The organism is Mesorhizobium sp. M7A.F.Ca.US.006.01.1.1, from assembly GCF_003997935.1.
In the GTDB taxonomy this organism is placed as follows: domain Bacteria; phylum Pseudomonadota; class Alphaproteobacteria; order Rhizobiales; family Rhizobiaceae; genus Mesorhizobium.
The window spans coordinates 1-25,921 of the sequence record NZ_RZQL01000082.1 but is presented as its reverse complement, the minus strand read 5'-3'; the positions used below and the strand labels follow the sequence as shown (position 1 = coordinate 25,921).

Below are 25,921 nucleotides of genomic sequence, written 5' to 3'. Positions count from 1 at the left end.
TCACCCACATGGTCTGGTACAAGATCGGCAGCGCCGACGAGCCGCCCGGCAAATCCGGCATCGCGCATTTCTTCGAACATCTGATGTTCAAGGCGACGACCAATCATGCGGCCGGCGAGTTCGACCGCGCCGTCTCCGATATCGGCGGCTCCAACAACGCCTTCACCTCCTACGACTACACCGCCTTCCACGAGACGGTGGCGCCATCGGCGCTCGAGCTGATGATGAGCTTCGAGGCTGATCGCATGCGCAATCTCATCCTCACCGACGATGTCATCAAGACCGAACGTGATGTCATCCTCGAGGAGCGCCGCTCTCGCATCGACAACAGCCCCGAGGCCGTGCTGGACGAGGAGGTCGATGCGACGCTGTGGCAGAACCAGCCCTATCGCATTCCGGTCATCGGCTGGATGCAGGAGATGCAGCAGCTGAACCGCGTCGACGCGGCCGCCTTCTACGACAAATACTACCGGCCCAACAACGCCGTGCTGATCGTCGCCGGCGATGTCGAGCCGGACACGGTGCGGGCGCTGGCCGAAAAGACCTATGGCAAGGTGGCGCGCGGCCCCGACCTGCCGCCTCGCATCCGCCCGGTCGAGCCGGAGCAGAACACCAAGCGCACGGTCACGCTCTCCGACGCGCGCGTCAGCGTGCCGAGCTTTTCCACGCAATGGGTGGTGCCGTCCTATCACACAGGCAAGCCGGGCGAGGCGGAAGCGCTCGACCTCCTGGCGGAGATCCTTGGCGGCGGCAATCGCAGCCGGCTCTACCAGGCGCTCGTCGTCCAGCAAGGTATCGCATCCAGCGCCGGGGCCTTTTTCCAGGGCACCATGCTCGACGACACCAATTTCACCGTCTACGGCGCGCCGCGCGGGGATGCCAAGATTTCCGACGTCGAAGCGGCGGTCGATGCCGAGGTGGCACGCATCGTCCGGGATGGCGTCACGCCATCGGAACTGGAAAAGGCCAAGGACCGCTATGTCAGGTCGATGATCTTTGCCCGCGACAAGCAGGATTCCATGGCCAACATCTACGGTTCGACGCTGGCCACCGGCGGCATTGTGCAGGACGTCCAGCAATGGACGGACCGCATCCGCAAGGTCACGGCAGACGAGGTCAAGGCCGTCGCCGCGCGCTATCTCGTGCTCGCCCGGTCGACCACAGGCTATCTCTTGCCGCAGCAACAGGCGGGGAATTGATGATGAATTCGATGCCCATGAGCGAGGCCGCCCCCTCATCCGGCCGCTTCGCGGCCACCTTCTCCCCGCTGGGGAGAAGAGGCTGGCGCCAGCGCTTGCAAGCTCCTCTCCCCGTCGGGGAGAGGTCAGCTGAGCGAAGCGGAGGCTGGATGAGGGGGAGCGCCGGCTTCCGCGATTGGTCGCTGCCGACGATTGCCGCATGGCGTGCACTCACCACCCTCTTCCTCTCCGTCCTCTTCCTCATCCTGCCGGCACTCACCGCGCGGGCCATGGACATCCAGTCCGTCACCTCGCAAAAAGGCATCACCGCCTGGCTGGTCGAGGATTATTCCGTGCCGGTCGTCGCCATCCGCTTCGTCTTCGGCGGCGGCTCGACGCAGGATCCCGTCGGCAAAGAGGGACTGGCCAATCTGATGACCGGCCTTTTCGACGAAGGCGCCGGCCCGCTCGACAGTGAAGACTTCCAGATCAAGCTCGACGATGCCGGCGCCGAAATGAGCTTCGACGAGAGCCGCGACGGCATCTACGGCTCCATGCGCATGCTGGCCGAGCAGCGCGACCAGGCCTTCGACCTGTTGCGGCTGGCGGTCAACGAGCCGCGCTTCGACCAGCTGCCGATCGACCGCATCCGCTCCCAGATACTGTCCGGCATCATCGCCGGCGAGAATGATCCCGACACGGTGGCGCAGAACAAATGGGCGCGGGCGCTTTATGGCGATCATCCCTATTCCCGCTCCGATCAGGGCACCAAGGAAAGCATCGCCACCATCACGCCGGACGATCTGAAAGCCTTGCACAAAGCGGTGTTCGCCCGCGGCGGCCTGCGTGTCGCCGTCGTCGGCGCCATCGACGCGGAGACGCTGAAGAAGAAGCTCGACATGGTGTTCGGCGACCTGCCGCAAAACCAGGCGCTGAGGCCGGTGGCCGATATCGACCCCAAGCTGGCGCAGCATATCGAGGTCGATTACGACCTGCCGCAGACCTCGCTGCAACTCGCCTTTCCCGGCGTGAAACGCAAGGCGGCGGATTTCTTCCCCGCCGTGCTGATGAACGAGATCCTCGGCGGCGGCACCTTCACCTCGCGCCTGTTCCAGGAGGTGCGCGAGAAGCGCGGGCTGGCCTACAGCGTCAACTCCTCGCTCATCAACCAGGACCACGCCAGCGCGCTGATCGTCAGCACCGGCACCCGCTCCGACCGCGCGGCCGAGACGCTTGGCATCGTCCGCGATGTGGTCAAGCAATTGGCCGAGCAAGGCCCGACCGAAGCCGAACTGGCGGCGACCAAGAAATACATGATCGGCGCCTACGCCATCAACAATCTGGACTCCTCCAGCGCCATTGCCGCGACACTGGTCGAACTGCAGCTCGACGACCTCGGCATCGACTACATGCAGCGCCGCGCCGGCTACATCAACGCCGTGACGCTCGATCAGGTCAAGGCGGCGGCGAAGAAGCTGCTGACCACCGAGCCGACCATCATGGTCATCGGCCCGAAACTGGCCGGAGCCGGCAAGGGATGAGCCCCACCTTCGGCATCGCCTTCGGCGGCGGCGGCGCGCGCGGGCTGGCGCATATCCATGTCATCGAGGCGCTGGACGAGTTGGGCATCAAGCCGGTGGCGATCGCCGGCTCGTCGATCGGCGCGATCATGGGCGCCGGCATGGCATCGGGCATGGCCGGCAAGGACATCCACGACTATGCTCGCTCGATCCTCGGCCGCCGCGCCGAAGTCGCGAGCCGCATGTGGCGGGCGCGGCCGGGCACCATCGCCGAAGCCATGCAGAACGGCATCCGCGTCAGCCAGTTCAATGTCGAGCGGATCCTGAAGGCCTTTTTGCCCGAGGCCATCCCCGAAACCTTCGCCGAGCTGAAAATTCCGCTGAAGGTCACGGCGACCGACTATTTCGGCCACAAGCTGGCCGTCTTCGAGGATGGCGACCTGCATTCGGCGCTGGCAGCGTCAGCGGCTATTCCAGCGGTGTTCCGGCCGGTGATGCGCGACGGCAGGCTGCTGATCGACGGCGGCATCTACAACCCTGTGCCGTTCGACCTGATCGAGAACGATGCCGACATCATCATCGGCGTCGACGTCGTCGGCGCGCCGGAAGAGGCCGACCGCAAACAGCCGACCTCCGTCGACCTGATGTTCGGCGCCACCCAGCTGATGATGCAGTCGATCATCGCCAACAAGCTGAAGCAATGCCGCCCCGACATCCTGGTCCGCCCGGCAGTGTCGAGATACCGCGTCCTCGATTTCCTGAAGATCGACGCCTTGATGAACGAGACGGTGGATATCAAGGACGAGCTGAAGCGGCAGGTGGAGAGGGTGCTGGAGGCGAAGAATAGCGCCGCCATCAAGGGGAGACGGGGGAAGCAGGTCGGGTGAGGATGCACCTTTCCCATTCGATCTGAAAGGCTCCAACCGATTTACGACTTCGCCGTTACCGGCGCATACTCCAGTGCCACAACATCGTTGCTGAACGGCGTGGCCGAAATCAGTTCGAGCGACACCGCCACGCCGCCTGGGAACAGCGGCTTGCCTTGGCCAACCGCGCCCGGATAGCTGAGCAGCCTGACGCGATCGACCAAGCCGTGGCGCAGCAATTCCTGCGCTACGCTGAGGCTGCCATGCACATAGATATTGCCGCCGCTGCCTTGCTTCAGCGTCTTGACCGCTTCCGGCAGCGGTCCCTTCAGCAATTCGGCCGGCTTCCAGTCGAGCGCCTTCAGGCTGTTTGAGGCGACATATTTCGGCAGCGCGTTGAACCGGTCGGCAAAATCTCCGGTCTCCGTAGGCCAGGAGCCGGCAAAGATCTCATAGGTCGTGCGCCCCAAAAGCATGGCGCCGCTATCGGCAAGCTCGTCGTCCTTGAACCTGTTCATCTCGTCGTTCCAGGTCACGCCGGGCAGCTTCTCGACCTCAGCAATGCCATCGATGCTGATGAATTCGGTGACGATAAGTTTTCGCATGGCGCTCTCCTTTTTCGCTCAAAGGACGAGCCGCGCGGGGCGTTTGCGACACGCTTCCTGAAATATATTGCTGCGCTTCGTTGTAGTGTGGCGCTTTCAGCGCGAGGCTGCGAAAGACCGATGCCATGGGGAAGTGCGACCGGCATGGACTAAACCCCAAAGTTCGGATTTTGATGCCACATCTGAAGTAGTTATTCCCAAGAACGCATTGCAGGAAGATCCATGGGATTCGGGGTTTTCATTCATCGCTCGGATTCGCGATATAACGATCGCCCCGCAGAGCAATACCAGTTTCCTCGCCCGTATCTGCGCCGCGTTGAAGCGTGCGTCGGCAAGTGGATTATCTACTACGAGCCCAGCAAGGTAAACGATACACGGGGCTATTACGCTGTAGCGAAAGTCCAGCAGATCATCCCCGATCCGGTAACGCCTGACATGTATCTCGCGCTGATTGAGCCCGGAAGCTACCTCGATTTCGTCAATCCTGTTCCATTTAGCGGATCTGATGGTCTCGTCGAACGAGGCCTGCTCAATGATGAGGGACGGATTTCTGGCCGCGCCCAATCTGCCGTCCGCGCACTCAGCCCAAGTGACTTCAACCGGATCATCGATCTGGGCCTGGATACGAACGAGTTGTTGCTGCCGCGCGTTGATGAGGTCGGCATATCTGCCGGCTTTCAGGATGAGCAGGCGCCATTCGAATTCGAGCAGAGTCGTGATCGCGTAAGCTATATCGGATCGCGAATCGTGCGGGACCGCATTTTCCGTCGCGTCGTCTTACGTGCCTATGACGAGCGCTGCGCGATCACAGGTCTCAAGCTGATAAATGGCGGAGGCCGGGCAGAGGTTGCTGCCGCACATATTCGACCGGTCGAGGCGAACGGGCCTGATGTCGTCAACAATGGGATCGCACTGTCCGGTACTGCGCATTGGATGTTCGACCGTGGACTGATCAGCCTGTCGGACGATTTGGAAATCCTGATCTCCAGACAGGTCAATGACTTAGACAGTGTGCAGGGCTTTATAAACAAGACGCGTCGCGCGCTACCGCCGCGCCGACAGCTTGAACGCCCGCATCCTCATTTCTTGCAATGGCACCGCGAGCACTGTTTCAAGCAATAAGCGGTGTCCCCGAGGCTGCCCTGTCTATGGGAAGCTTGCAGGCCTTTGGTCGTTTGGGCGGGAAAGCCCCCTCAGTCCTTTGCCCGCTCCACATAAGCTCCATCGGCCGTCATCACCACCACGCGGGTGCCCGGCGCGATGTGGGGCGGCACCAGGGTGCGCACGCCGTTGGAAAGTACGGCGGGCTTGTAGGACGACGAGGCCGTCTGGCCCTTGGTCGTCGGCTCGGTTTCCACCACTTCGAAGGTGGCGCGCTGCGGCAGCACCAGGGAAATGGCAATGCCGTTGAACTGCGACACCTGCACGGCCATGCCTTCCAGCAGGTAAGGTGCCATGTCGCCGACCACGGCTTCCGACACCGCCACCTGGTCGTAGGTTTCCGGGTTCATGAAGTGAAAGCCTTCGCCGTCGCGGTAGAGGAAGGTGTGCTCGCGCTCTTCGACATAGGCGCGCTCGACCTGCTCGGTGGTGCGGTAGCGTTCCGAAACTTTCACCCCGTCGCCGATGCGGCGCATGTCGAGCTGCGTTACCGGCGTGCCCTTGCCTGGGTGGATGTTTTCGGCAAAGAGGATCACATAAAGCTTGCCGTCCTTGTCGACGACATTGCCTTTGCGGAGCGAACTGGCGATGACTTTCACCACGGTTTTAAATCCTGCGAGAAGAGTTGACTGGCGTTTGCCGGCTAGTGCGGCGCTGGATGGGGGCCTACCGCATCTTGGCCGCCGCCGCCAGCCCCCTTCCACCATGTTCCGAGCCGCATGACCGAAGCTTCGCCCTGGTGGACGCCTGACGTTCACGCCGACCGCCGCCCGCGGCTGATGCTGCGCAATGGCATCGCCGCCGGCCTGCGCGACTGGTTCGCCGCCCATGATTTCGTCGAGGTGCAAACGGCGGCCCTGCAGGTCTCGCCCGGCAACGAGGCGCATCTGGCGGCTTTCGCCACGGAAGCGGTCGGGCCGGACGGTGCAAGGGCGCCACTCTATCTCCACACCTCGCCGGAATTCGCCTGCAAGAAGCTGCTCGCCGCCGGTGAAACCAGGATTTTCAGCTTCGGTCCGGTCTATCGCAACCGCGAGCGCGGCCCCTTGCATCATCCCGAATTCACCATGCTCGAATGGTACAGGGTGGGCGAGGCCTATGAGAGCCTGATGCTGGATTGTGCGGCCTTTCTGGCGCTGGCCGCGACAAGGACAGGGGCGACTCTTTTCTCTTTCCGGGGCCGCGACTGCGATCCGTTTGCCGAGCCGGAACGACTGACGGTGGCGGACGCTTTCACCCGCTGTTCCGGCATCGACCTGCTGGCCACGGTCGCCGCCGACGGCAGCACCGACCGCGACGCGCTGCACGCCGCCTTGACCCATGCCGGCCTGCGCACCGCGCCCGACGACAGCTGGGCCGATCTGTTCAGCCGGGTGATGGTGGAAAAGGTCGAGCCATTCCTCGGGCAGGGGCGCGCGACCATCCTGTGCGAATATCCCGTCGCCGAGGCGGCACTGGCGCGGCCGAGCCAGCGCGACCCGCGCGTCGCCGAGCGTTTCGAGCTCTATTGCTGCGGCGTCGAACTCGCCAACGGCTTTGGCGAACTGACCGACGCCGACGAGCAGCGCCGGCGCTTTGTTATCGAGATGGACGAGAAGCAGCGCATCTATGGCGAGCGCTATCCGCTGGACGAGGATTTTCTCTCAGCCCTTGCCATCATGCCGCCGGCCAGCGGCATCGCACTCGGCTTCGACCGGCTGGCGATGCTGGCGACCGGCGCGCAAAAAATCGAGGACGTGATCTGGACGCCTGTCGCGGCGTCTTGAATTAATCTAGGGCCGTCCTGGCCGTCTCAATGCGCGAAAACCTGCTCCAGCGAGCGAAAGCCTTTGAATTCCAAGGCATTGCCCGAGGGATCGCGGATGAACAGCGTTGCCTGTTCGCCGGGTTCGCCCTTGAAACGCACCATCGGCCGTTCCAGCCAGTCGATGTCGTCGCGCGCCTCCAGCCGCGTCGCTAGGCGCTGCCAGTCGTCCATCAAGAGCACGGCGCCGAAATGCGGGATTGGCACGACAATGCCGTCGACCCTGCCGTCACTGGGGGCCTGTGCGGCCTGCGGACGCAGATGCGCCGACATCTGGTGGCCGTAAAGGTCGAAATCCACCCAGGTCGCCGATGAACGGCCGATGGCGCAGCCCAGCACCTCGCCATAGAAAACGCGGGTTTCATCGAGATCACGGACCGGAAAGGCAAGATGGAAAGGCGTCATCGAAATGCTCCGTGCAGGCTGCGGACCGATTTTGCGTCACAGGGTTCGCGATTTGAACCGTCAGCCCTGCATTTTGATTGAAGCCTATGCCATTGCACAAGCCGGACCGGAACAATAGATGGGTGGGCAACGGTCGCACACCGGCCGCACCAGCAGGATTTCAGGCATGACCGATATATCAGACGCAGCAAAATTGACCGACCGCGTCGCGGCTCTGGTCGAGGCTGCCAAGAAGGCCGGCGCCGATGCCGCCGACGCGGTGGCCGTGCGCGGCCGCTCGACCGGGGTGTCGGTGCGTCTCGGCAAGGTCGAGGCTACCGAGGCCTCCGAAAGCGAGGATGTGGCGCTGCGCGTTTTCGTCGGTGGCCGCGTGGCGAGTGTCTCCGCGACGGCGGCGTCCGACCCGAAAACACTGGCCGAGCGCGCCGTGGCGATGGCGAAAGTGTCGCCGCAGGATCCTTATCAGGGGCTGGCTGACCCGGCATTGCTCGCCAAACAGACGCGCGATCTCGATCTTTTCGACGCCACCGAAGTGTCGGCAGACCAGTTGAAGGAAGCCGCATTGGCGGCGGAAGCGGCAGCGCTTGCCGTCAAGGGCGTGACCAATTCGGCCGGCGCCAGCGCCGGTGCCGGCCTTGGCGGCCTGGTGCTGGCCACCTCGCACGGCTTCCTCGGCCACTATGTCGGCTCGCGTTTCTCGCGCTCGGCCAGCGTCATCGCCGGCGAGGGCACCGGCATGGAGCGCGACTATGAATTCTCCTCGCGCCAGCATTTCGCCGATCTCGATGCGCCCGAAGACATCGGCCGCAAGGCCGGCGAACGCGCGGTGCGCCGCATCGGCGCGCGCAAGGCGGCGACCGGGCCGGTCAACGTGGTGTTCGACCCGCGCGTCGCGCGCGGCATCGCCGGCCATCTTGCCGGCGCCATCAACGGTGCCTCGGTGGCGCGCAAGACTTCGTTCCTGCGCGACATGATGGGCAAGCAGGTGGCCGCATCCGCCATCACCGTCACCGACGAGCCGCTCCGGCTGCGTGGCCAGGCCTCGCGGCCGTTCGACGGCGAGGGCGTCGAGGGCGAAAAGCTGTTGATGGTCGAGAAGGGCGTGCTCAACCACTGGTTCCTGTCGACCTCGGCCGCAAGGGAACTGGGCCTCGTCACCAACGGACGCGGCGCCCGCGGCGGCTCTTCTGTGACGCCATCCTCCACCAATCTCGCCATCGAGCCGGGCGAGCGGTCGCCGGAAGAGCTGATCAGATCGCTCAGGACCGGCTTCTACGTCACCGAGGTGTTCGGCCAAGGCGTCGACATGGTCACCGGCGAATACAGCCGTGGCGCTTCCGGCTTCTGGATCGAGAATGGCGAACTGGCCTATCCGGTCGCCGAGGTCACCATCGCCTCGAACCTGAAGACCATGTTCCTCAACATGGTGCCGGCCGATGATCTCGACCGCAATTTCGGCACCGCGGCGCCGACGCTCCTGATCGAAGGCATGACCCTTGCCGGAGCATGACCTGACCATAGCCGGGGCCATCTCCGGCGCCTCTGGGGACTTGCCGCTGCTGCGCGATGCCGCCCGCGAGGCGGGGGTCATCGCCATGCGGTACTTCGGCAACAGCCCGCAAGTCTGGATGAAGGGCGGCACATCGCCCGTGAGCGAGGCCGACCATGCCGCCGACGCCTATCTGCGCGAAACGCTGCTGGCGGCGCGGCCGGATTATGGCTGGCTGTCGGAAGAAACGGTCGACGATCCGGTCCGGCTTTCGGCACGCCGCACCTTCGTCGTCGACCCGATCGACGGCACGCGCGGCTTCCTGGAAGGCCAGCGCACCTGGTGCGTCAGCGTCGCCGTCGTCGAGCATGGCCGCACGCTGGCCGGCGTGCTGGAATGCCCGGCGATGGAGGAGACCTATTGGGCGCTGCCCGGCCAGGGCGCCTTCCGCAACGGCAAGCGCATTGCGGTTCGCAAGCTGGCGGACACGGCCGAGATTTCCGGGCTGAAGCAGTTGACCGACCTGATGCCGGCCGAATGGCAGGCGCGGCTGAAGCGGGCGCCTTACAGCCCCTCGCTCGCCTATCGGCTGGCCATGATCGCCAATGGCGCGCTGGACGCTACTTTCGTCAAGCCGAACGCGCATGACTGGGATATTGCGGCGGCCGACCTCATCCTGCGCGAGGCTGGCGGCCGGTTGCTCGACCAGCATGGCCGCGCTCCACTTTATGCCGGCGAGGTGACTCGTCACGGCGCCCTTGCCGCCGGCAGCGGTGAATTGCTGGCCGTGCTCGCCGGCGTCATCGCCGGTCTGGACACGTGAAGGCGTTTTCCCCGGCGAGATGAATTCATCTCGCCCTAAAGGTTCCAAAGTCGGCGGCTTTGGTCTAGACCTGTGACAAACTCACGATATGTGAAGGACCGACATGGCCGCGGAAGACGGAAAGAAACAGCTTTTGCATCTGGTGTTCGGTGGCGAACTGAAGAAGCTTGGCGGCACCGAATTCCGCGATCTCGAGGGGCTCGATATCGTCGGCATCTATCCCGACTATCAATCCGCGCACACGGCGTGGAAAGCCAAGGCGCAAGCCAGCGTGGACAACGCCCACATGCGTTATTTCGTCGTTCATCTGCACCGGCTGCTGGACCCCGACAACAAGGTTGCCGGTTGACTTCGATGGAGCATGACCTGGCGAAAGGGCCAGCAAGCGATGCCGCGCCCACGGGCAGGGGACGCAGCCGCACGACCAAGGCCTTCTGGCGCAAGATTCGCCAACCGCTGGCGCAGTCGCGATTCGTCAAGAACGCCATTGCCAGCCTGTTCGCCCAGTTCGTCCGCTTCGTGCGCCTCACCAATCGCGTCGTCGAGGGATCGGCACGGTTTTCGGGCGGTGCCTATACCGAATTCGAGCCTGGCATCATCGCCTTGTGGCATGGCCAGCATCTGCTGACGCCAGCCTATTACCCCAAGCGCAAGCCGCTGGTCGCCATGGTTTCGCGCAGCGCCGATGCCGAGCTCAACGCCTTGATGCTGGAAAAATTCGGCATCGAGGCGGTGCGCGGCTCGGGCGGGCGGGAAAATGCCAGGCACCTCGACAAGGGTGGGGCAAAAGCGCTTATCGCCCTGAAAAAGTCGCTCGCCGTCGGCAAGAACGTCGCCATGATCGCAGATATTCCGCACGGCACGCCGCGAGACGCAGGGCTTGGCATCGTTCTCCTGGCTCGCCTGTCGGGTCGGCCGCTTGTGCCCGTCGCCATCACCACCAGCCGCCGCAAGGTGCTGGAGAAGAGCTGGGACAAGACCACCATCAACCTGCCGTTCGGCCGCTCTTCGATCGTCATCGGCCAGCCGATCTTCGTTGCGGCCGGCGCCGATGACGCCGAAATGGAGCGCAAGCGCCAGGAAGTGACGACCGCGCTCAATGCCGCGACCGCCGAGGCCTACCGTCTCGTGGATGCCCCGCGATGAGCGGTCGCTGGGCGCGAGCCATGCTGTCGGCATACCGTTTCGCGGGCGCGGCAGCCTATCCGCTGGTCGGACCCTATGTTGCCTGGCGCACCTCGCAGGGCAAGGAAGACCGCTACCGCCGCCGCGAGCGCTATGGCGTCGCCGGTCGCGCGCGCCCCGACGGGCCGGTGATCTGGATCCACGCGGCGAGCGTCGGCGAGACCATCGCCGTCGTGCCGCTGGTTGAAAGCATTCTCGACTATGGCGTCAACATCGTGCTGACGACCGGCACGGTCACCTCGGCGCAGGTCGCCGACGAGCGTCTCGGTGACCGGATCATCCACCAATATGTACCGCTCGATCTCAAGCCGGCGGTCAGCCGGTTCCTCGATCACTGGCAGCCGGATCTGGCGATCATCGCCGAATCCGAGATCTGGCCGATGACCATCCTCGAGCTTGGCGCGCGCCGTGTGCCGCAGGTGCTGGTCAATGGCAGGCTGTCCGACCGCTCGTTCAAGTCGTGGAAGAAACGCGCCAACATCGCCGAGGCGTTGTTCGAGAACCTGGCTCACGTCGTGGCGCAGTCGGATGTCGATGGCGAGCGGTTTCTGGCGCTCGGCGCCCGGCCGGTCACCGTGTCGGGCAATCTCAAGGTCGATACCTCGCCGCCGCCCGTCGACGAACGGGCGCTGGCGACGCTGCGGCGGCAGATAGGCACGCGCCCGACCTGGGCGGCGATCTCGACCCATGACGGCGAGGAAGTGGTCGCGGCTGAAGTCCACGCGACGCTGCACAAGCGCCATCATGGTCTCCTGACGATCGTCGTTCCGCGTCATCCCGATCGCGCCGAGGCGCTTGCGGCGCAGATTTCCGGCATGGGCCTGAAGGTCGCGCGGCGCAGCAAGGGCGACAGGATCACGGCCGACACCGACATATTGCTTGGCGACACGATCGGCGAGATGGGGCTCTATCTCCGGCTGACGGAAATAGCCTTCGTCGGCCGCTCGCTGACCTCCGAGGGTGGCCAGAACCCGCTGGAGCCGGCCATGCTCGACACGGCGGTTCTCGCCGGGCGCAATGTGCAGAATTTTCGCGAGGCCTACCAGCGTCTCCTCGACAGCGGCGGCGCCAAGCTGGTGCGCGATCGCGACATGCTGGCCGGTGCCGTCAACTTCCTCCTGACCAACGAAGTGGCGCGCCACGAGATGATGGCTGCAGGCATTGCGACCGTCGATGAGATGCGCGGTGCGCTGGCGCGTACGCTGAAATCGCTTGAGCCCTACATCCAGCCGCTGGTCGTCAAGTCGCGCCTGAAGGGCGCGAACGGGCGCTAGCGTGGCCTCGGAAGCACCACCATTCTGGTGGGAAGAGCCGGACTGGCGGGTCCTGGCACTGTCGCCGCTGTCGGCCATCTATGCGGCTGCCGCCGGCCGCGGCATGCGGCGGGCCAAGCGTGAGAAGATCGAAGCACCTGTTCTGTGCATCGGCAATTTCACGGTTGGCGGCACCGGCAAGACACCGGTAGCCATCGCGCTCGCCAAGCAGGCCAAGCGCCTGCATCTGAAACCAGGGTTCCTGTCGCGCGGCCATGGCGGCTCCTTCGCCGAGCCGCATGTGGTCGATATCGACCATGACAGTGCCCGGCATGTCGGTGACGAACCGCTGCTGCTCGCCGAACACGCGCCGGTGGCGGTGACGCCGAACCGCGCCGCCGGCGCCCGGCTGCTGCTGGAACGGAATGGCTGCGATTTCCTGATCATGGACGACGGCTTCCAGAGCGCCCGCATCCACATCGACTATGCGCTGGTCGTGGTCGATGCGCGCTACGGGATCGGCAACGGCCGCGTCATTCCGGGGGGGCCGCTCAGGGCCAAAATCGTCGACCAGCTGGTTTTCACCAGCGGGTTGTTGAAAATGGGCGAGGGCACTGCTGCCGACAGCGTGGTCCGCCAGGCGGCACGGGCCGGCCGGGCGATCTTCGAGGCCCATACAGAGCCAAGCGGCAAGGCAGGGCTTGCCGGCAAGCGGTTCCTCGCCTTCGCCGGTATCGGCCATCCCGAGAAATTCTTCGACACGGTGCGCGAAGCCGGCGGCGAACTGGCATTGACGCGGCCGTTTCCGGACCATCATTTCTATGCGGAGGACGAACTTGCCGAGCTGGCGGCGACCGCACGCACTGAGGGGCTGGTGCTCATCACCACCGCCAAGGACGCCGCCCGGCTGCGCCACGGCGCCTCACAGGGCTTTCTCGACCGGCTCGAGGTGCTGGAGATCGACACGGTCTTCGAACTCGATCACGTTCCCGAGCGCATCATCGACGAGACGCTCGATGCCTGGCGCCAGCGCAAGCTGAAGGGTTAACTGCGCTTACGCAGCTCCGGATGCATCTCGATTTCACGGCGCAGCGAGGCGGTGGCGCTGATATAGGGCTCTTGCCTTGCGACGCTCCAGTATTTCAACTCGTCGAGCGGAATGCTTTCGCCTGTCACCGCGCAGCGCACGAACGCGCCGGGACTGGTAACCTGGAAGTCGCCATCCAGATAGCGGATGCGGGCTTCCTTGCCGCCGGGGCCTTCGAAACGGTTCATCATGCGGGGACGCCAGGGTTCATGAGGATTTCATCGCCATAAATTCCCGGCGAGGTCAAGCATGAGACAAGCCTGAGACAATGCTGAACGCTTATTGTGAAGCGGAAAAATGTTGTTGGTGGGCCGCAATGGACGTTTCCTCCACTCGTCTTCCCGCCCTGCTCAGGGAAGTGATGACGCCGCAAGCCGTGCCCTCGGGGCAGGCTGATCCAGTCATGACGGCACTGGTCAAGGCGCTGGTCCAACCGCCGGCGCCGTCTCTGCTCGCGCAGCAGACAGCGCCGGCGCTGTTGATTTTGCCGGCGGCGCCGATGGCCATCAAATCGCAGCAGATCGCATCGGCTGGCATCGTCGATGCCTATCTTGCCCAGCTTGAGACGGGCGAAGAGGCGGCGTTGGCAACGGTCGCGGCGAGAAAGGCAAAACCCGAAGCCGAAACGCTGCGAGCCTTCTTGCCGCCTTCGACAACCGCCAATGACAATGCCCCCGCCAGGGTTGCGGGGCTGTCATTGCTGTCGCTTATCCCGCCGCAGGCTCCAGTCCCGCGCAACGCTGCCGCCCTGGATACACCGGCGGGCAGGCACAGGCCGGCCAATCAATCCCGTGGTGCGGTGCCGAACCCTGAGCAGTTGCTGGTGAAAATTGGCTTTGTTTCGATAATGGCCGGTTTGCTGGGAACCATGATCCTTGGGTTCGTTCTGTTGTTGCTTCGCTGAGCCTCGAATCGGCTGGTTCTCCATATATGTCCGGAAGGCCTATCGCTCGGCTTCGATAAACGCCTCGATCTTTTCCGGCGCCAGCCCGGCCTCTGCCGCGATGCGGCGAGCGAGGTCGGCGGCGGCGGCACGCGGCCGCCCCATCGGCCGGTCGAGCCAGTAGGACACCGGATTGAGCGCTGTGCGCTCATCGACGGGGGTGATGCGGCCCGATCGCAATTGATGCCCAGTCAGGGGCGGGCGCGCCAGCGCGATGCCGAGTCCATAGGCAGCGGCGTCGAGCACGAGATTGTAGTCCTCGAAGCGCCGGTCCTGCGGGCGCGGGCGGTAGTCCATGCCTTGCGCGGCAAACCAGGCGCGCCAGGCAGACGCGTCGGAATCGTTGATCAGCGGGTATTTGAGCAGCCGGGCAGGGTCGCCGCGGCCGATCTCGCAGGCAAGCCCGGGCGAGGCGACGGGAAAGACATGTTCCTCGAAAAGCTGCACCGAGACGCGGCCCGGAATGCCGCCGCGTCCACAGCGGATCGAGAGATCGATGCCCTCATCGGCAAGATCGGCCTGGCGGATGTCGACATCGAGCACGATGCGCAGCTTGGAGGGATTGTTTTCCAGAGCCGCCATGCGCGGCATCAGCCACAGCCCGCTGACCGAGGGGATCGAGGTCAGCCGCACCACGGCGGTGCCGCGCGGCTCGACCCAGCGGTCGGAATGGGTCGATATCAGCGCAAAGGCTTCCGCCGTGCGCAGATGCAGCCGGTTGCCCTCGATCGTCAGCGAGACGCCGCGCGCACCACGGTCGAAGACTTTCAATCCCAGCCAGTCCTCGAGCTTGGCGATCTGCCGGCTGACGGCGCCATGGGTGATATTGAGCTTTTCGGCGGCCGCCGAAAAGCTACCTGTCCGCGCCGCCGCATCGAAGGCGCGCAGCGTTTCGAGCGGTACCATTGTGTCCGAGCTGTGATCCATAGTCACAGGTGATCCTCGATTTGGTCGTTTGTCAACCGGCGCGAAAAGGCGTTTTCTCCCTCTCAGGACCGAAGAATACGAGGGCAGTGAGATGAGCGCGATGACGGGCACGTTGAATTCGACACAGCGGATGGACACCACGGCAGCCATCGCGGTGGCGCTGACGGTGGTTGGTTGGGCCTCCGCCTTTCCCGCCATCCGAGCCGGTCTCGCCGCCTTCGGACCGCTGGAACTCGGTGCGTTGCGCTTTGCCATCGCCGCGGTGCCGGCGGCGATCTTCCTGGCCGTCAAGCGCCCGGCGCTGCCAAGGCTCGACGAAGTGTGGCGCCTGGTCTTTGGCGGCGCCATCTTCGTCGCGCTCTACACCGTCATGCTCAATTTCGGCGAACTGACCGTCTCTGCCGGTGCCGCCGGCTTCATCATCAATGTCAGCCCGATCTTCACCGCCATCATGGCGATGGTCCTGCTGGGCGAGCGCTTTTCGGGCATGGCCTGGGCCGGTACGGTGATTTCCTTCGCCGGCATTGGCGTCATCGCCATGGCCGACGGGCATGGCCTGTCATTCAACACGGGTGCTCTTCTGGTGCTTGGCTCGGCCTTGTGCTCGGCCGTCAACACCATCGTCCAGAAGCCGCTGTTTGCCCGCCATCATCCATTGACCATCTCCGCTTCGAACATGGTGCTCGGTGCGCTCTGCCTGTCGCCCTTCCTGCCGTCGGCCTTTTCGCAGGCGGCGGTTGCCGACACAGCAGGCCTCGGCGCCGTCATCTTCCTCGGTGTCGTGCCCAGCCTGATCGCCTATGCCGCCTGGGCGACCGCGCTGTCGCGTCTGCCGGCGGCACGTGCCTCCAACTTCCTCTATCTGGTCTCGCCGATGTCCGCGCTGATCGGCTTCTTCTGGCTGGGCGAAGTCCCCACGCTGCTCGGCATAATCGGCGGCGCGCTGGCGCTGGGCGGTGTCATCGTGGTGAATTTGAAGAGGTAAAACAAAAGGCTGGAGCCGTCTCCGGACTCAAATCCCGAGCCGAACCCGCTGTGATGCAGACATGCGCCAGGCGAGCGGCTATGGTGAGCTGCTTTTGGGGAACGCAGCGGGGTCGGGATGGGAAGAGGGTTCATATCCGTAATTTTTTGTGTGCTGCTGCTGAGCGGGAAGGCCGCTGCGGGTTGGTATCACGTGGAGAATTACGAAGGGAACATCGGCTCCCAGCCCATTCATGTCTCGCTTCAGACATATGACAGCTTCGGCAGCGGCATAACCGTCGAGGGAAGTTACTTCTACGACGCGAAACAAAGCCCTATTGCGGTGTTCGGCAAGCTCAACGGCACCAGGCTCATGCTCTGCGAGATCTCGAACGACAAGGAGTTCGACCGGATATTGGTGGTTGGATCGAAGATCCCCGTCGACACCACCGGATGCCCGTTTTCCCTCGACATGGCTGAAAGCGGCGCGACCGGCACCTGGAGCAAGGGGGCAGATACATATCCCATCACGCTCAAGAAGGTCGGGAGCCTGGATGATACCAGCGACCCAAAGATCGACGGGACCGTCGAGATTCCCTTCTGGGCCGAAACCGCCGCCCACAGATTTTCCGGTGTTTATACCACCACCGACTCAGGCACTTGCATGGCGAAAATGCAGGTCATCAAAAAGAGCAGCAGGAAGGTCGTTCAGGAAATCGCCTTCGATGATGATGGCTGCGACGCCGGCATGCTGATGACGTCCATCTATGCGAACGTTCAGAAGTGGGCCGAGCGAGGCAAGGACATCATTTCGGTGAATTTTCGCGGTGGCGGCGCCGGCTACACGATGGATTACGCCTTTGACCGCAAGACCAAAAAGTACCGCCTGAGGAAATGAAGCGGGACGCCGATAGCAAGACCTCAACGCCGCCCGAACAGCCTTTCGATATCCGCCAGCTTGAGCTCGATATAGGTCGGGCGCCCGTGGTTGCAGGTGCCCGAGCCGGGCGTCGCCTCCATCTGCCGCAACAATGCATTCATCTCCTCGGCCTTGAGCAGGCGGCCGGAACGCACAGAGCCGTGGCAGGCCATGGTCGCGGCTATTCTGTCCAGCCGCTCCTTCAGCGTGTCGACCGTATCGTTATCGGCGATCTCGTCGGCAAGGTCGCGCACCAATTGCTGGACATTGGTCTCGCCCAGCATCGACGGCGTCTCGCGCACCGCGACGGCGCCGGGGCCGAAGCGCTCGATGCCGAGACCGAAGCGGGCCAGCGTTTCCGAATGCAGCGCAAGCCGCTCGGCATCCTCCTCCGGCAGGTCGATGATCTCGGGCAGAAGCAGCATCTGCGAGGGCACCGGGCGCGAGTGCAGCGCATTCTTCAGCGCCTCGTAGACCAGCCGTTCATGCGCCGCATGCTGGTCGACGATGATGAGCGAATCCCTGGTCTGGGCGACGATATAGTTCTCATGCACCTGGGCGCGCGCCGCGCCCAGCGCCGCGCCGAGCAGGGTCTCGGCCGCTTCATCCTGCCCTGCGCGTGCATCGGCGCTGGCGAGCGGACCGGCATCGAAAGCCGCTTGCTCGTTTTCACGCAAGCCGCGCTGCTCGAAGTCCGCACCCTCGAAACCCATATCGAGCGGCCGTTGCGACGACCGGGCGGGATCGAAGCCGGACGGACCCGACGCGCGGTAGGCCGCGTCGTAGCTGCGGTGGCCGTTTGCCGGTCCGCCGTGACCGTAGTAGGATGCGGCCCCTGGCCAGAACGCCGCCATCATGCCGGCGGCACCCGTGGTGGCGGCGCGGACGCCGGCATCGGCCAGTGCTTGTCGGATTGCGCCGACGATCAGTCCGCGCACAAGGCCGGGATCGCGGAAGCGCACATCGGCCTTGGCCGGATGGACATTGACGTCGACCATGGCCGGGTCGAGCGTCAGGAACAGCACCGTCACCGCGTGGCGGTCGCGCGGCAGGACGTCGGCATAGGCGCCGCGTATGGCGCCGGCGATCAGCTTGTCGCGCACTGGGCGGCCGTTCACATAGGCATATTGCTGCAGCGCGTTGGCGCGGGTGAAGGACGGGATCGACACGTGGCCGGTCAGATGCACGCCATCGCGCATCGCGTCGAGGGCAATGGAATTGGCCGGAAAGTCGGCGCCCATCACCTGGGCGACACGGCGCAGGCTGCCTGCCGCGCTGTCGTCCGCTGCCGGCAATTCCAGCGTCGAGCGGTCCGAGCCGGCCAACGTGAAGCGCACGGCGGGGAAGGCGATGGCGATGCGCTTGACCACATCGCTGGTGGCCGAGCTTTCGGCGCGCTCGCCCTTCATGAACTTCAATCGGGCCGGCGTTGCGAAGAACAGGTCGCGCACCTCGACCGTGGTGCCGCGATTGGCCGCCGCCGGCCTGACAGGCAGGACGCGGCCACCCTCGATGCCGATCTCGGAGGCACTGTCACTTGCTGCCGTGCGCGAGCGGATCGACAGTCGCGACACCGAGCCGATCGACGGCAGCGCTTCGCCGCGGAAGCCCAGCGAGCGGATGTCGTTGATATCCTCGGTGAGCTTGGAGGTGCAGTGACGTGCGATCGCCAGCGCCAGCTCCCGTTCGGGAATGCCGGAGCCGTCATCGGTGACGCGGATCAGGTTCAGCCCGCCGCCGGCTGTGACGATCTCGACGCGCGAAGCACCGGCATCGAGCGCATTCTCGACCAGTTCCTTGACCACGCTCGCCGGACGCTCGATGACTTCGCCGGCGGCGATCTGGTTGATCATCGTTTCGGAAAGCTGGCGGATGGGCATGGCGGCACTATAGGCGGATTCGCGTCGCGCGGGAGGGGCAGAATTGCGCTACCGGTGGATCAGTTGAAAACGGCCTATGCCTGCGCCGCCAGCCAGTCGCGCACCTTGCGGGCGTTGTCGCTGAGTTCCCGGTTCTTCGGCCAGACGACATAGAACGCCTTGCCGGTCTTCAGCACATGATCCGTCACCGGCACCAGCAAGCCCGACGCCAGCAGCCGCTCGGCGAGATGCCGCCAGCCGAGCGCGATGCCTTGGCCTTCCATGACGCCCTGGATCACCAGGCCGTAGTCGTTGATGCGCAGGCCGCGTGCGGTATCGCTGAGATTGACGCCCGCCGACTGGAACCATTCGTCCCAGCTGGCCGCCTCGCGATACGGCTCCTCCAGATGGATGAGGCGGTGCGTGGCCAGTTCGGCAGCGGATTTGGGCAGGCCGAACTTTGCCGCATAGCTGGTGCCGGCAACGGGAAATATCTCCTCGTCCGCCAGCGGCAACGAATGATAGTCCGGCCAGTCCCGCGGCGCGCCGCCGCGCACGCCGAGCGGGATGCCTTCGGCGATGATGTCGAGGTCGCGGTCGGCAGTCTGGATACGCAGGTCGATGCCCGGCAGCTCGTCACGGAACTGCTGCAGGCGTGGCATCATCCAGAACGAACCGAACGCGGTCGAGGCGGCCAGCGTGACATGACCGCCGGTCGCCTGCAGGCGCAGATCCTCCGCCGATTTGCGGATGTGCGAAAGCCCCAGCGAAACGTCGGCATGGAAGCGCTCGCCGGCCTCGGTCAGGAGAACCTGGCGGTGGCGGCGCTGGAACAGCTTGGCGCCGAGCTGTTCTTCCAGCCCGCGCACGGCATAGGAGACGGCGGCCTGCGTCATGCCGAGCTCGCGCCCGGCGGCGGTGAAGCTCGACAGCCGCCCGGCCGCCTCGAAGACGATCAGGCTGCCGGCCGAGGGCAGGAGGTGGCGCAGGCTTCGCATAAGCTGAGCTTATACAAGAGATCAGGATTTTCCAGCGTCACATCACCATTTTGTCGCGCTAGGCTCCTTCATGAGTGGAATGGAGTTGCCATGAACGCACCGGCCCCCGAAGTGACCGAACATGCCAACCGCCGCAGTGGCGGCCGCCTGGGGCGCAAGGCGCTGCGCGGAGCTCCCGTAACGTCGTTCCCGACCCTGGTCCGCCAGATCCCCGTCTACCAGATGGTTCCCGATGAGGCGGTCGAACTGATCCACGAGGAGTCGCTCTTGATCCTTGAAGAGGTGGGATGCGAGTTCCGCGACGACGAGGCTATCGCACTGTGGAAGGCGGCGGGCGCGGATGTCTCGGAAACTCGTGTGCGGATCGACCGGGCCCTCCTGATGGAACTGGTATCGAAGGTCCCTTCGGAGTTCACGCTCAATGCGAGGAATCCGCAGCGCACGGTGCGGGTGGGCGGCAACAATACCATCTTCGTGCCGATGTATGGCGCGCCTTATGTTCGCGATCTCGACAACAACAGGCGCTACGGCACGCTCGCCGACCTCAACAATTTCCACAAGCTCGCCTACATGGCGCCGGCGCTGCATTCATCGAGTTCGGTCATTTGCGAGCCGATGGAAATCGCGGTACCGAAACGTCACCTCCACATAATCCACTCCGCGCTTAAGCATTCCGACAAGCCGTTCATGGGCATCGTCACGTCCAAGGAGCGGGCGGAAGACACGATGGCGATGGCAGGCATCGTGTTCGGCGAGGATTATGTCCGTGACAATCCGGTCCTGGTGTCGATCACCAACTGCAATTCGCCGCTGGTGTGGGACGCCACCATGCTGGATGCGATGAAGGTCTATGCGCGAAGCAACCAGCCGCTGATCCTCGCACCCTTCGCACTGTGCGGCGCCTCGACTTCGGCGTCGGCCGTCGGGGCGGTCGCGCAGGTAAATGCTGAAGCGCTGGCTGGCGTCGCCTTCACGCAATTGCTGCGCCCGGGGTCGCCGCAGATCTACGGACAGTTCATGGTCACTGTAGACATGAAGACCGGCGCTCCGATGGGCGGTACGCCCGAGGCGGCGCAGATGATGTATCTGATGGGGGCGCTGGCGCGGAAATACCGGCTGCCGTGGCGCACCTCGGGCTTCCATGTCGGGTCGAAGCTCAACGACGCCCAGGCGGGTTACGAGGCGAACATGCTGATGCATGCTGCCATCCTCGCCGGCGCCAACTACATCTGGCACTCCGCGGGGTGGCTCGAGGCCGGCCTGACCTGCGGCTATTCGAAATTCGCCACCGACTGCGAACAGCTCATCGGCTGGTACAAATATGCCGGCGGTCTGCCGTTCGACGATTTCAAGGAAGCCATGGCGGCAATCCGCGAGGTGGGACCGCAGGGCCATTTCCTAGGCACCCAGCATACGCTCGAACATTTCGAATCCGCCTTCTTCATGCCCTCGATCATGGACTTCAATTCGTTCGAACAGTGGAAGGCAGAAGGGGCGAAGGACCACGACACGCGCGGCCGCGAGAAGGCGCGCAACATGCTGGCGGATTACGAGGAGCCGAAGCTCGACGAAGGCATCGCCGATGGCCTGATGGATTTCATCGCGCGGCGCGAGGAGAGGCTGCCGGACAGCGTCAGTTGAGGCGAAGACCCAAGATCAAAGGGAACCAGACGGGAGGAAAAAAATGGCATTCTTCAGAAGCAATGGCGATCGCGTGCCGAGCGCTATCGAGGCAATGGCGGTCGAAGCACGCGCGGGTCGTGTCGACCGGCGCGAGTTCCTGGCGCTGGCAAGCGCCTTCGGCGCATCGACGGCGCTTGCCTATGGCATGATCGGCCTTGCCGTGCCGGATCGGGCCTTGGCCGAAGAGCCGAAGAAAGGCGGAACGCTGCGCGTCTCGATGTCGGTGAAGGGACAGAAGGATCCGCGCACCTACGACTGGGTGGAACTGGCGAACATTTCGCGCTGCTGGCTGGAGCCGCTTGTCCGCTACACCAGGCAGTTCACCTTCGAGCCGGTCCTGCTCGAAAGCTGGGATATCAATGACGACGCCACCGAATACGTGCTGCATGTGCGCAAGGGCATCACATGGAACAATGGCGATGCCTTCAACGCCGATGACGTCGCCCACAATCTGACGCGCTGGTGTGAGAAGAATGTCGCCGGCAATTCCATGGCCGCCCGGGTCGGCGCGCTGATCGACGCAAAGACCGGCAAGGCCAGGGATGGCGCGATCACCAAGGTCGACGACAACACGGTCAAGCTGAAGCTGAGCGAACCAGACATTTCACTGATCCCGAATTTCACCGACTATCCGGCGCTCGTCGTCCATCGCAGCTTCGATGCCGACGGTGCCGATCCGGTCAAGAAGCCGATCGGCACGGGACCGTTCGAACTGGTCTCCTACGATGTCGGCCAGAAGGCGGTCGTCAAGCGTCGTGAGAATGGCAAATGGTGGGGTGGTGAAGCGCCGCTCGACAGCGTCGAGTTCGTCGACTACGGCACCGATTTCAACGCCACCGTGAACGCGTTCGAATCCGGTGAGATCGACCTCAATTTCGAGTCGCCCGCCGACTTCATCGACATTCTCGACAAGATGGATCTGGTGAAATCGGAGGTGGCGACGGCGACGACGCTGGTTGCCCGCACCAACATCACCCACAAGCCCTATGACGACAAGCGGGTGCGCAACGCCCTGCAAATGGCAGTCGACAACAATGCGGTCCTCCAACTTGGCTATGCCGGGCGAGGCACCCCTGGCGAAAACCACCACGTTGCCCCGATCCATCCGGAATACTATCCGCTGCCCAAGAAGACACGCGACGCCGCCGGCGCCAAGAAGCTGATGGCGGAAGCCGGACAGGCTGACTTCGAGCATGAGCTGATCACCATCGAGGATGATTGGCAGAAGAATACCGGCGACGCCATTGCCGGCCAGCTGCGCGATGCGGGGATCAAGGTGAAGCGCACGGTGCTGCCGGGTTCGACCTTCTGGAATGACTGGACGAAATATCCCTATTCGATGACGATCTGGTACATGCGCCCGCTTGGCGTCCAGGTGCTGGCACTCGGCTATCGCACCGGCGAGGCCTGGAATGAATCGGCGTATTCCAACCCCGATTTCGACGCCAAGCTCAAGCAGGCGCTATCGCTCATCGACGTGGAGAAACGACGCGAGGTCATGAAGGATGTCGAGCAGATCCTGCAGGATTCGGGCGTCATTATTCAGCCGTTCTGGCAGAAGCTCTACAGCCACATGAACAAGAAGGTGAAGAACTATGGTGTCCACCAGACATTCGAGATGGACCTTCAGAACGTCTGGCTGGACGGCTGAAACAAGGCGCTGCAGGACTTCATGAGCCGCAAAAAAGCCGATATGCAGGATGCGTGGTGTTGATAGGCTCAAGCCGTCAAAAGCCGGAGATTCTGCATGAGACTGACAGTGCTCGTTGCCGCCCTTTCGATAGCCCTGCCGGTCGCCGCCGTCGCCGGACCGGCGTCCGACGCGGTGAAGTTCTTCTATGTCCCGGCGGTCAAGTTCGAGGCCGACGAACAATATCGGGACCGGTTCACCGAACCGGTAACGAAACTGTTCGAACTGAACGACCAGGCAACGAAAAGGAACCCGGACCAGGTCGCCTGCATCGATTTCGATCCTGGTCTCGACGCCCAGGATTTCGATCAGAAAATCGTCTCGAAAACGCTGAAACTGTCTGAGAAGCTGGATGGCGACAACGCACAAGTCACGGCATCCTTCAGCCTGTTCTCCGAGGGCGATGATTCCAGACGTGAAATGCTCTGGTCGCTCAGGAAGATCGACGGCAAGTGGAAGATATCGGACATCGCTTCCAAGACCAGCGACTGGACGCTCAGCGCGCTGGAATGCATGGCCGGCCAGACGCCGGAGTGAAGCGATGGCCCATCGCCGGTTCCTGGCACTGTCGGGTGTGTGCCTGCTGGGGGCTCTGAGCGGCGCCGCCGCGCAAGGCTTGTTGGGTGCGCCGCCGGCAAACGCCCCGGCTGACGCCGCGCCGGGCGACAGCGGGGCACCGCCCGCAAATGCACCGGGAACCGGGGTGGAACCGGCAACGCCGCCGGTTGGATGGTCGCCCGCCGAAGCCGCGCCGGCCGCACCGATCCAGCCGGGCTCGCCGACCGCTGTGGTGCGGCCGTTTTATGATCAGGTCGGGCTGGAAATCGATCCAGCCGAGCGAAGCCATTTCATCGATCCGGCCAAAACCGTTCTCGACAAGAGCGACGCCTTGCGCAAATCCGGGCAGGGCGAGTGCCTCGACCCCAACATGGCGCTCGACAATGCCGATTATGACAAGGCCGAGATCGACAAGAGCCTGAAGACGCTCGAGGCGATCAACGGCGACCAGGCCAAGGTCATCGTCGCCTTCGTCATATCGGGCAACCCGCACCGGCTGGAATGGAAATTCAAGAGGGTCGACGGCGACTGGAAGATATCGGACCTGCTGTCGGTGACCGGCGAATGGGCACTCAGCCAGTATCAGTGCGAATGATGGGCGAGCTCAACCCCGCCCGCGATAGGGCGCTACCCCGGTGTCGGGCAGCCAGGCGCCTTCGGGCGGCGCGCCGGTTTGCCAGAACACATCGATCGGAATGCCGCCGCGTGGATACCAATAGCCGCCTATGCGCAACCACAGTGGCTTGGTTGCCGCCACGATGCGGCGGCCGATCATGACGGTGCAGTCTTCATGGAAGGCGCCATGGTTGCGAAACGAGGTCATGAACAGCTTGAGCGACTTCGATTCCACCAGAGCCGCATCGGGTGCGTAGTCGATGACGATATGGGCGAAGTCCGGCTGGCCGGTGACCGGGCACAGCGAGGTGAATTCCGGGCAGGTGAAGCGCACGATCGCCGGCGGTCCGTCACCGCGCGAAAACGGTACGGTCTCCAGGACCGCTGCTGCGGGGCTTTGTGGCGTCTCAACGTGCGCGCCGAGCTGGGTGAGGGTTTTGGTGTCGATCATGGGCGTAATCCTTTTCGCATGCGCCCGGAGTGCGTGCGGGACGACATGCTTGAAAACGAATTTTGCCGCTCATTAGCACAATTTGAAACCGCAGGAAGACGATGACCAGCAACGATCCGCTTCTCCAGCCCTACCAGCTCAAACACCTGACGCTGAAGAACCGGGTCATGTCGACCAGCCATGAGCCGGCCTATTCCGAGGACGGCATGCCGAAACAGCGCTACCGGCTCTACCACGCCGAGAAGGCTAGGGGAGGCATGGCGCTGACCATGACCGCCGGCTCGGCGATCGTCTCGCGCGACAGCCCGGCCGCTTTTGGCAATCTGCATGTCTATGACGACAGGATCGTGCCGTGGCTGGCCGAACTCGCCGATGCTTGTCACGAGCACGACTGCAAGGTGATGATCCAGATCACCCATCTCGGCCGCCGCACCGGCTGGAACAAGGCCGACTGGCTGCCGGTTCTCTCAGCCTCGCCGGTGCGTGAGCCGGCGCACCGCGCTTTCCCCAAGACCATCGAGGACTGGGACATCGAGCGCATCATTGCCGACTATGCTTCGGCCGCGCAGCGCTGCCAGGCCGCCGGCCTCGACGGCATCGAGTTCGAATCCTACGGCCATCTGATGGATGGCTTCTGGTCACCCGCCACCAATCATCGCGACGACGAATTCGGCGGCTCGCTGGACAACCGCCTGCGCTTCACCAACATGGTGCTTGATGCCGTGCGGGCGGCGGTTGGTGACAAATTCGTCGTCGGCATCCGCATGGTCGCCGACGAAGACTTTTCGCAAGGCCTGTCCAAACAGGAAGGGATCGAGATCGCCAGGCGGCTGGCGGGCTCCGGCAAAGTCGATTTCCTCAACATCATCCGCGGCTCGATCGAAAGCGATGCAGCACTGACCAAGGTCATCCCCGTGGCCGGCATGCGCTCGTCTCCGC

26 protein-coding genes and 1 pseudogene are annotated in these 25,921 nt (G+C 63.8%); 19 read left to right on the top strand and 8 right to left on the bottom strand.

Features of this window, described 5'->3' with window-relative positions; translation table 11 throughout:
- From EN943_RS16245 to EN943_RS16235, 3 genes are all read left to right on the top strand, one after another.
- On the top strand, positions 1-1,199 hold a 1,199-nt coding region (locus tag EN943_RS16245; protein WP_164778215.1), incomplete at its 5' end, for a pitrilysin family protein.
- 149 nt (positions 1,200-1,348) lie between these two features.
- Complete coding sequence (locus EN943_RS16240; RefSeq protein WP_245475865.1) at positions 1,349-2,719, top strand: pitrilysin family protein; 1,371 nt, start codon at positions 1,349-1,351, stop codon at positions 2,717-2,719.
- On the top strand, positions 2,716-3,585 hold the full coding sequence (locus tag EN943_RS16235) for a patatin-like phospholipase family protein (RefSeq protein WP_127413483.1): 870 nt from the start codon (positions 2,716-2,718) through the stop codon (positions 3,583-3,585). Before EN943_RS16240 ends, EN943_RS16235 begins: the two co-directional genes overlap by 4 nt.
- Before the next feature lie 41 nt (positions 3,586-3,626).
- Here the strand turns inward: EN943_RS16235 and EN943_RS16230 are convergent, their stop codons facing one another.
- A complete protein-coding gene (locus EN943_RS16230) occupies positions 3,627-4,169 on the bottom strand; it encodes a dihydrofolate reductase family protein (RefSeq protein WP_127413481.1) in 543 nt (180 codons plus the stop codon).
- Positions 4,170-4,391: 222 nt separating this feature from the next.
- Here EN943_RS16230 and EN943_RS16225 point away from each other — a divergent pair, with 222 nt between their 5' ends.
- Positions 4,392-5,291: an HNH endonuclease gene (locus EN943_RS16225; protein ID WP_127413479.1), complete on the top strand. Its 900-nt coding sequence runs from the start codon at positions 4,392-4,394 to the stop codon at positions 5,289-5,291.
- 71 nt (positions 5,292-5,362) lie between these two features.
- Here EN943_RS16225 and efp read toward each other — a convergent pair whose 3' ends face one another.
- Positions 5,363-5,932: an elongation factor P gene (efp, locus tag EN943_RS16220; protein ID WP_013532351.1), complete on the bottom strand. Its 570-nt coding sequence runs from the start codon at positions 5,930-5,932 to the stop codon at positions 5,363-5,365.
- A 117-nt stretch (positions 5,933-6,049) separates the two neighbouring features.
- Between efp and epmA the strand changes: the two genes are divergently transcribed.
- Positions 6,050-7,096 (top strand): EF-P lysine aminoacylase EpmA, encoded by a 1,047-nt coding sequence (gene epmA, locus EN943_RS16215; RefSeq protein WP_127413477.1) that lies wholly within the window; start codon positions 6,050-6,052, stop codon positions 7,094-7,096.
- Positions 7,097-7,122: 26 nt separating this feature from the next.
- Here epmA and EN943_RS16210 read toward each other — a convergent pair whose 3' ends face one another.
- Complete coding sequence (locus EN943_RS16210; protein ID WP_127266861.1) at positions 7,123-7,539, bottom strand: VOC family protein; 417 nt, start codon at positions 7,537-7,539, stop codon at positions 7,123-7,125.
- Between the two features lie 166 nt (positions 7,540-7,705).
- Between EN943_RS16210 and EN943_RS16205 the strand changes: the two genes are divergently transcribed.
- The 6 genes from EN943_RS16205 to lpxK all read left to right on the top strand — a co-directional run bounded on the left by EN943_RS16205 (position 7,706) and on the right by lpxK (position 13,337).
- On the top strand, positions 7,706-9,049 hold the full coding sequence (locus tag EN943_RS16205; RefSeq protein WP_127413475.1) for a TldD/PmbA family protein: 1,344 nt from the start codon (positions 7,706-7,708) through the stop codon (positions 9,047-9,049).
- Positions 9,036-9,851, top strand: coding sequence for a 3'(2'),5'-bisphosphate nucleotidase CysQ (locus tag EN943_RS16200; RefSeq protein WP_127413473.1), 816 nt, complete (start codon positions 9,036-9,038; stop codon positions 9,849-9,851). The genes EN943_RS16205 and EN943_RS16200 overlap by 14 nt, the downstream gene beginning before the upstream one ends.
- Positions 9,852-9,954: 103 nt before the next feature.
- Positions 9,955-10,200 carry a DUF4170 domain-containing protein gene (locus EN943_RS16195; RefSeq protein ID WP_027038609.1) on the top strand — a complete coding sequence of 82 codons (246 nt, stop codon included), beginning with the start codon at positions 9,955-9,957 and terminating at the stop codon, positions 10,198-10,200.
- Between the two features lie 5 nt (positions 10,201-10,205).
- Positions 10,206-10,997: a lysophospholipid acyltransferase family protein gene (locus tag EN943_RS16190; protein WP_013532344.1), complete on the top strand. Its 792-nt coding sequence runs from the start codon at positions 10,206-10,208 to the stop codon at positions 10,995-10,997.
- Positions 10,994-12,310, top strand: coding sequence for a lipid IV(A) 3-deoxy-D-manno-octulosonic acid transferase (gene waaA, locus EN943_RS16185; RefSeq protein ID WP_127413472.1), 1,317 nt, complete (start codon positions 10,994-10,996; stop codon positions 12,308-12,310). Before EN943_RS16190 ends, waaA begins: the two co-directional genes overlap by 4 nt.
- 1 nt (position 12,311) lies before the next feature.
- A complete protein-coding gene (gene lpxK / locus EN943_RS16180) occupies positions 12,312-13,337 on the top strand; it encodes a tetraacyldisaccharide 4'-kinase (RefSeq protein WP_127413470.1) in 1,026 nt (341 codons plus the stop codon).
- Here the strand turns inward: lpxK and EN943_RS16175 are convergent.
- Positions 13,334-13,567 (bottom strand): DUF2093 domain-containing protein, encoded by a 234-nt coding sequence (locus EN943_RS16175; RefSeq protein WP_013532341.1) that lies wholly within the window; start codon positions 13,565-13,567, stop codon positions 13,334-13,336. The genes lpxK and EN943_RS16175 overlap by 4 nt on opposite strands.
- A gap of 125 nt (positions 13,568-13,692) precedes the next feature.
- On the opposite strand from EN943_RS16175, the gene EN943_RS16170 reads away from it, so the two are divergent.
- The gene (locus EN943_RS16170) at positions 13,693-14,280 is read left to right on the top strand and encodes a hypothetical protein (RefSeq protein ID WP_127413469.1); all 588 of its coding nucleotides are present in this window, start codon (positions 13,693-13,695) and stop codon (positions 14,278-14,280) included.
- Between the two features lie 39 nt (positions 14,281-14,319).
- On the opposite strand, the gene EN943_RS16165 is transcribed toward EN943_RS16170, so the two are convergent.
- Positions 14,320-15,246 (bottom strand): LysR family transcriptional regulator, encoded by a 927-nt coding sequence (locus EN943_RS16165; protein ID WP_127413467.1) that lies wholly within the window; start codon positions 15,244-15,246, stop codon positions 14,320-14,322.
- Between the two features lie 91 nt (positions 15,247-15,337).
- Between EN943_RS16165 and EN943_RS16160 the strand changes: the two genes are divergently transcribed.
- Positions 15,338-16,231, top strand: coding sequence for a DMT family transporter (locus EN943_RS16160; protein WP_127413465.1), 894 nt, complete (start codon positions 15,338-15,340; stop codon positions 16,229-16,231).
- 150 nt (positions 16,232-16,381) lie between these two features.
- Positions 16,382-17,107, top strand: a complete 726-nt coding sequence (locus tag EN943_RS16155) for a hypothetical protein (RefSeq protein ID WP_127413464.1) — start codon at positions 16,382-16,384, stop codon at positions 17,105-17,107.
- Positions 17,108-17,130: 23 nt separating this feature from the next.
- Here the strand turns inward: EN943_RS16155 and mutL are convergent, their stop codons facing one another.
- Both mutL and EN943_RS16145 read right to left on the bottom strand, forming a co-directional pair.
- Complete coding sequence (gene mutL, locus EN943_RS16150) at positions 17,131-19,008, bottom strand: DNA mismatch repair endonuclease MutL (protein ID WP_127413462.1); 1,878 nt, start codon at positions 19,006-19,008, stop codon at positions 17,131-17,133.
- A 74-nt stretch (positions 19,009-19,082) separates the two neighbouring features.
- Positions 19,083-19,985, bottom strand: coding sequence for a LysR substrate-binding domain-containing protein (locus EN943_RS16145; RefSeq protein WP_127413460.1), 903 nt, complete (start codon positions 19,983-19,985; stop codon positions 19,083-19,085).
- Positions 19,986-20,075: 90 nt separating this feature from the next.
- Between EN943_RS16145 and EN943_RS16140 the strand changes: the two genes are divergently transcribed.
- The 4 genes from EN943_RS16140 (at position 20,076) to EN943_RS16125 (ending at position 24,511) form a co-directional block, all read left to right on the top strand.
- Positions 20,076-21,626 carry a trimethylamine methyltransferase family protein gene (locus EN943_RS16140; RefSeq protein ID WP_013532332.1) on the top strand — a complete coding sequence of 517 codons (1,551 nt, stop codon included), beginning with the start codon at positions 20,076-20,078 and terminating at the stop codon, positions 21,624-21,626.
- Positions 21,627-21,669: 43 nt separating this feature from the next.
- Positions 21,670-23,319: an ABC transporter substrate-binding protein gene (locus EN943_RS16135; RefSeq protein ID WP_127413458.1), complete on the top strand. Its 1,650-nt coding sequence runs from the start codon at positions 21,670-21,672 to the stop codon at positions 23,317-23,319.
- A 96-nt stretch (positions 23,320-23,415) separates the two neighbouring features.
- A complete protein-coding gene (locus tag EN943_RS16130; protein WP_127413456.1) occupies positions 23,416-23,895 on the top strand; it encodes a DUF3828 domain-containing protein in 480 nt (159 codons plus the stop codon).
- A 4-nt stretch (positions 23,896-23,899) separates the two neighbouring features.
- Entirely contained in the window at positions 23,900-24,511 is a 612-nt protein-coding gene (locus EN943_RS16125; RefSeq protein ID WP_127413454.1) for a hypothetical protein, read from the top strand.
- Between the two features lie 9 nt (positions 24,512-24,520).
- Here EN943_RS16125 and queF read toward each other — a convergent pair whose 3' ends face one another.
- On the bottom strand, positions 24,521-24,982 hold the full coding sequence (queF, locus tag EN943_RS16120) for a preQ(1) synthase (RefSeq protein WP_127413452.1): 462 nt from the start codon (positions 24,980-24,982) through the stop codon (positions 24,521-24,523).
- A gap of 101 nt (positions 24,983-25,083) precedes the next feature.
- On the opposite strand from queF, the pseudogene EN943_RS16115 reads away from it, so the two are divergent.
- Positions 25,084-25,921: pseudogene (locus EN943_RS16115) on the top strand (N-methylproline demethylase); the annotation flags it as partial.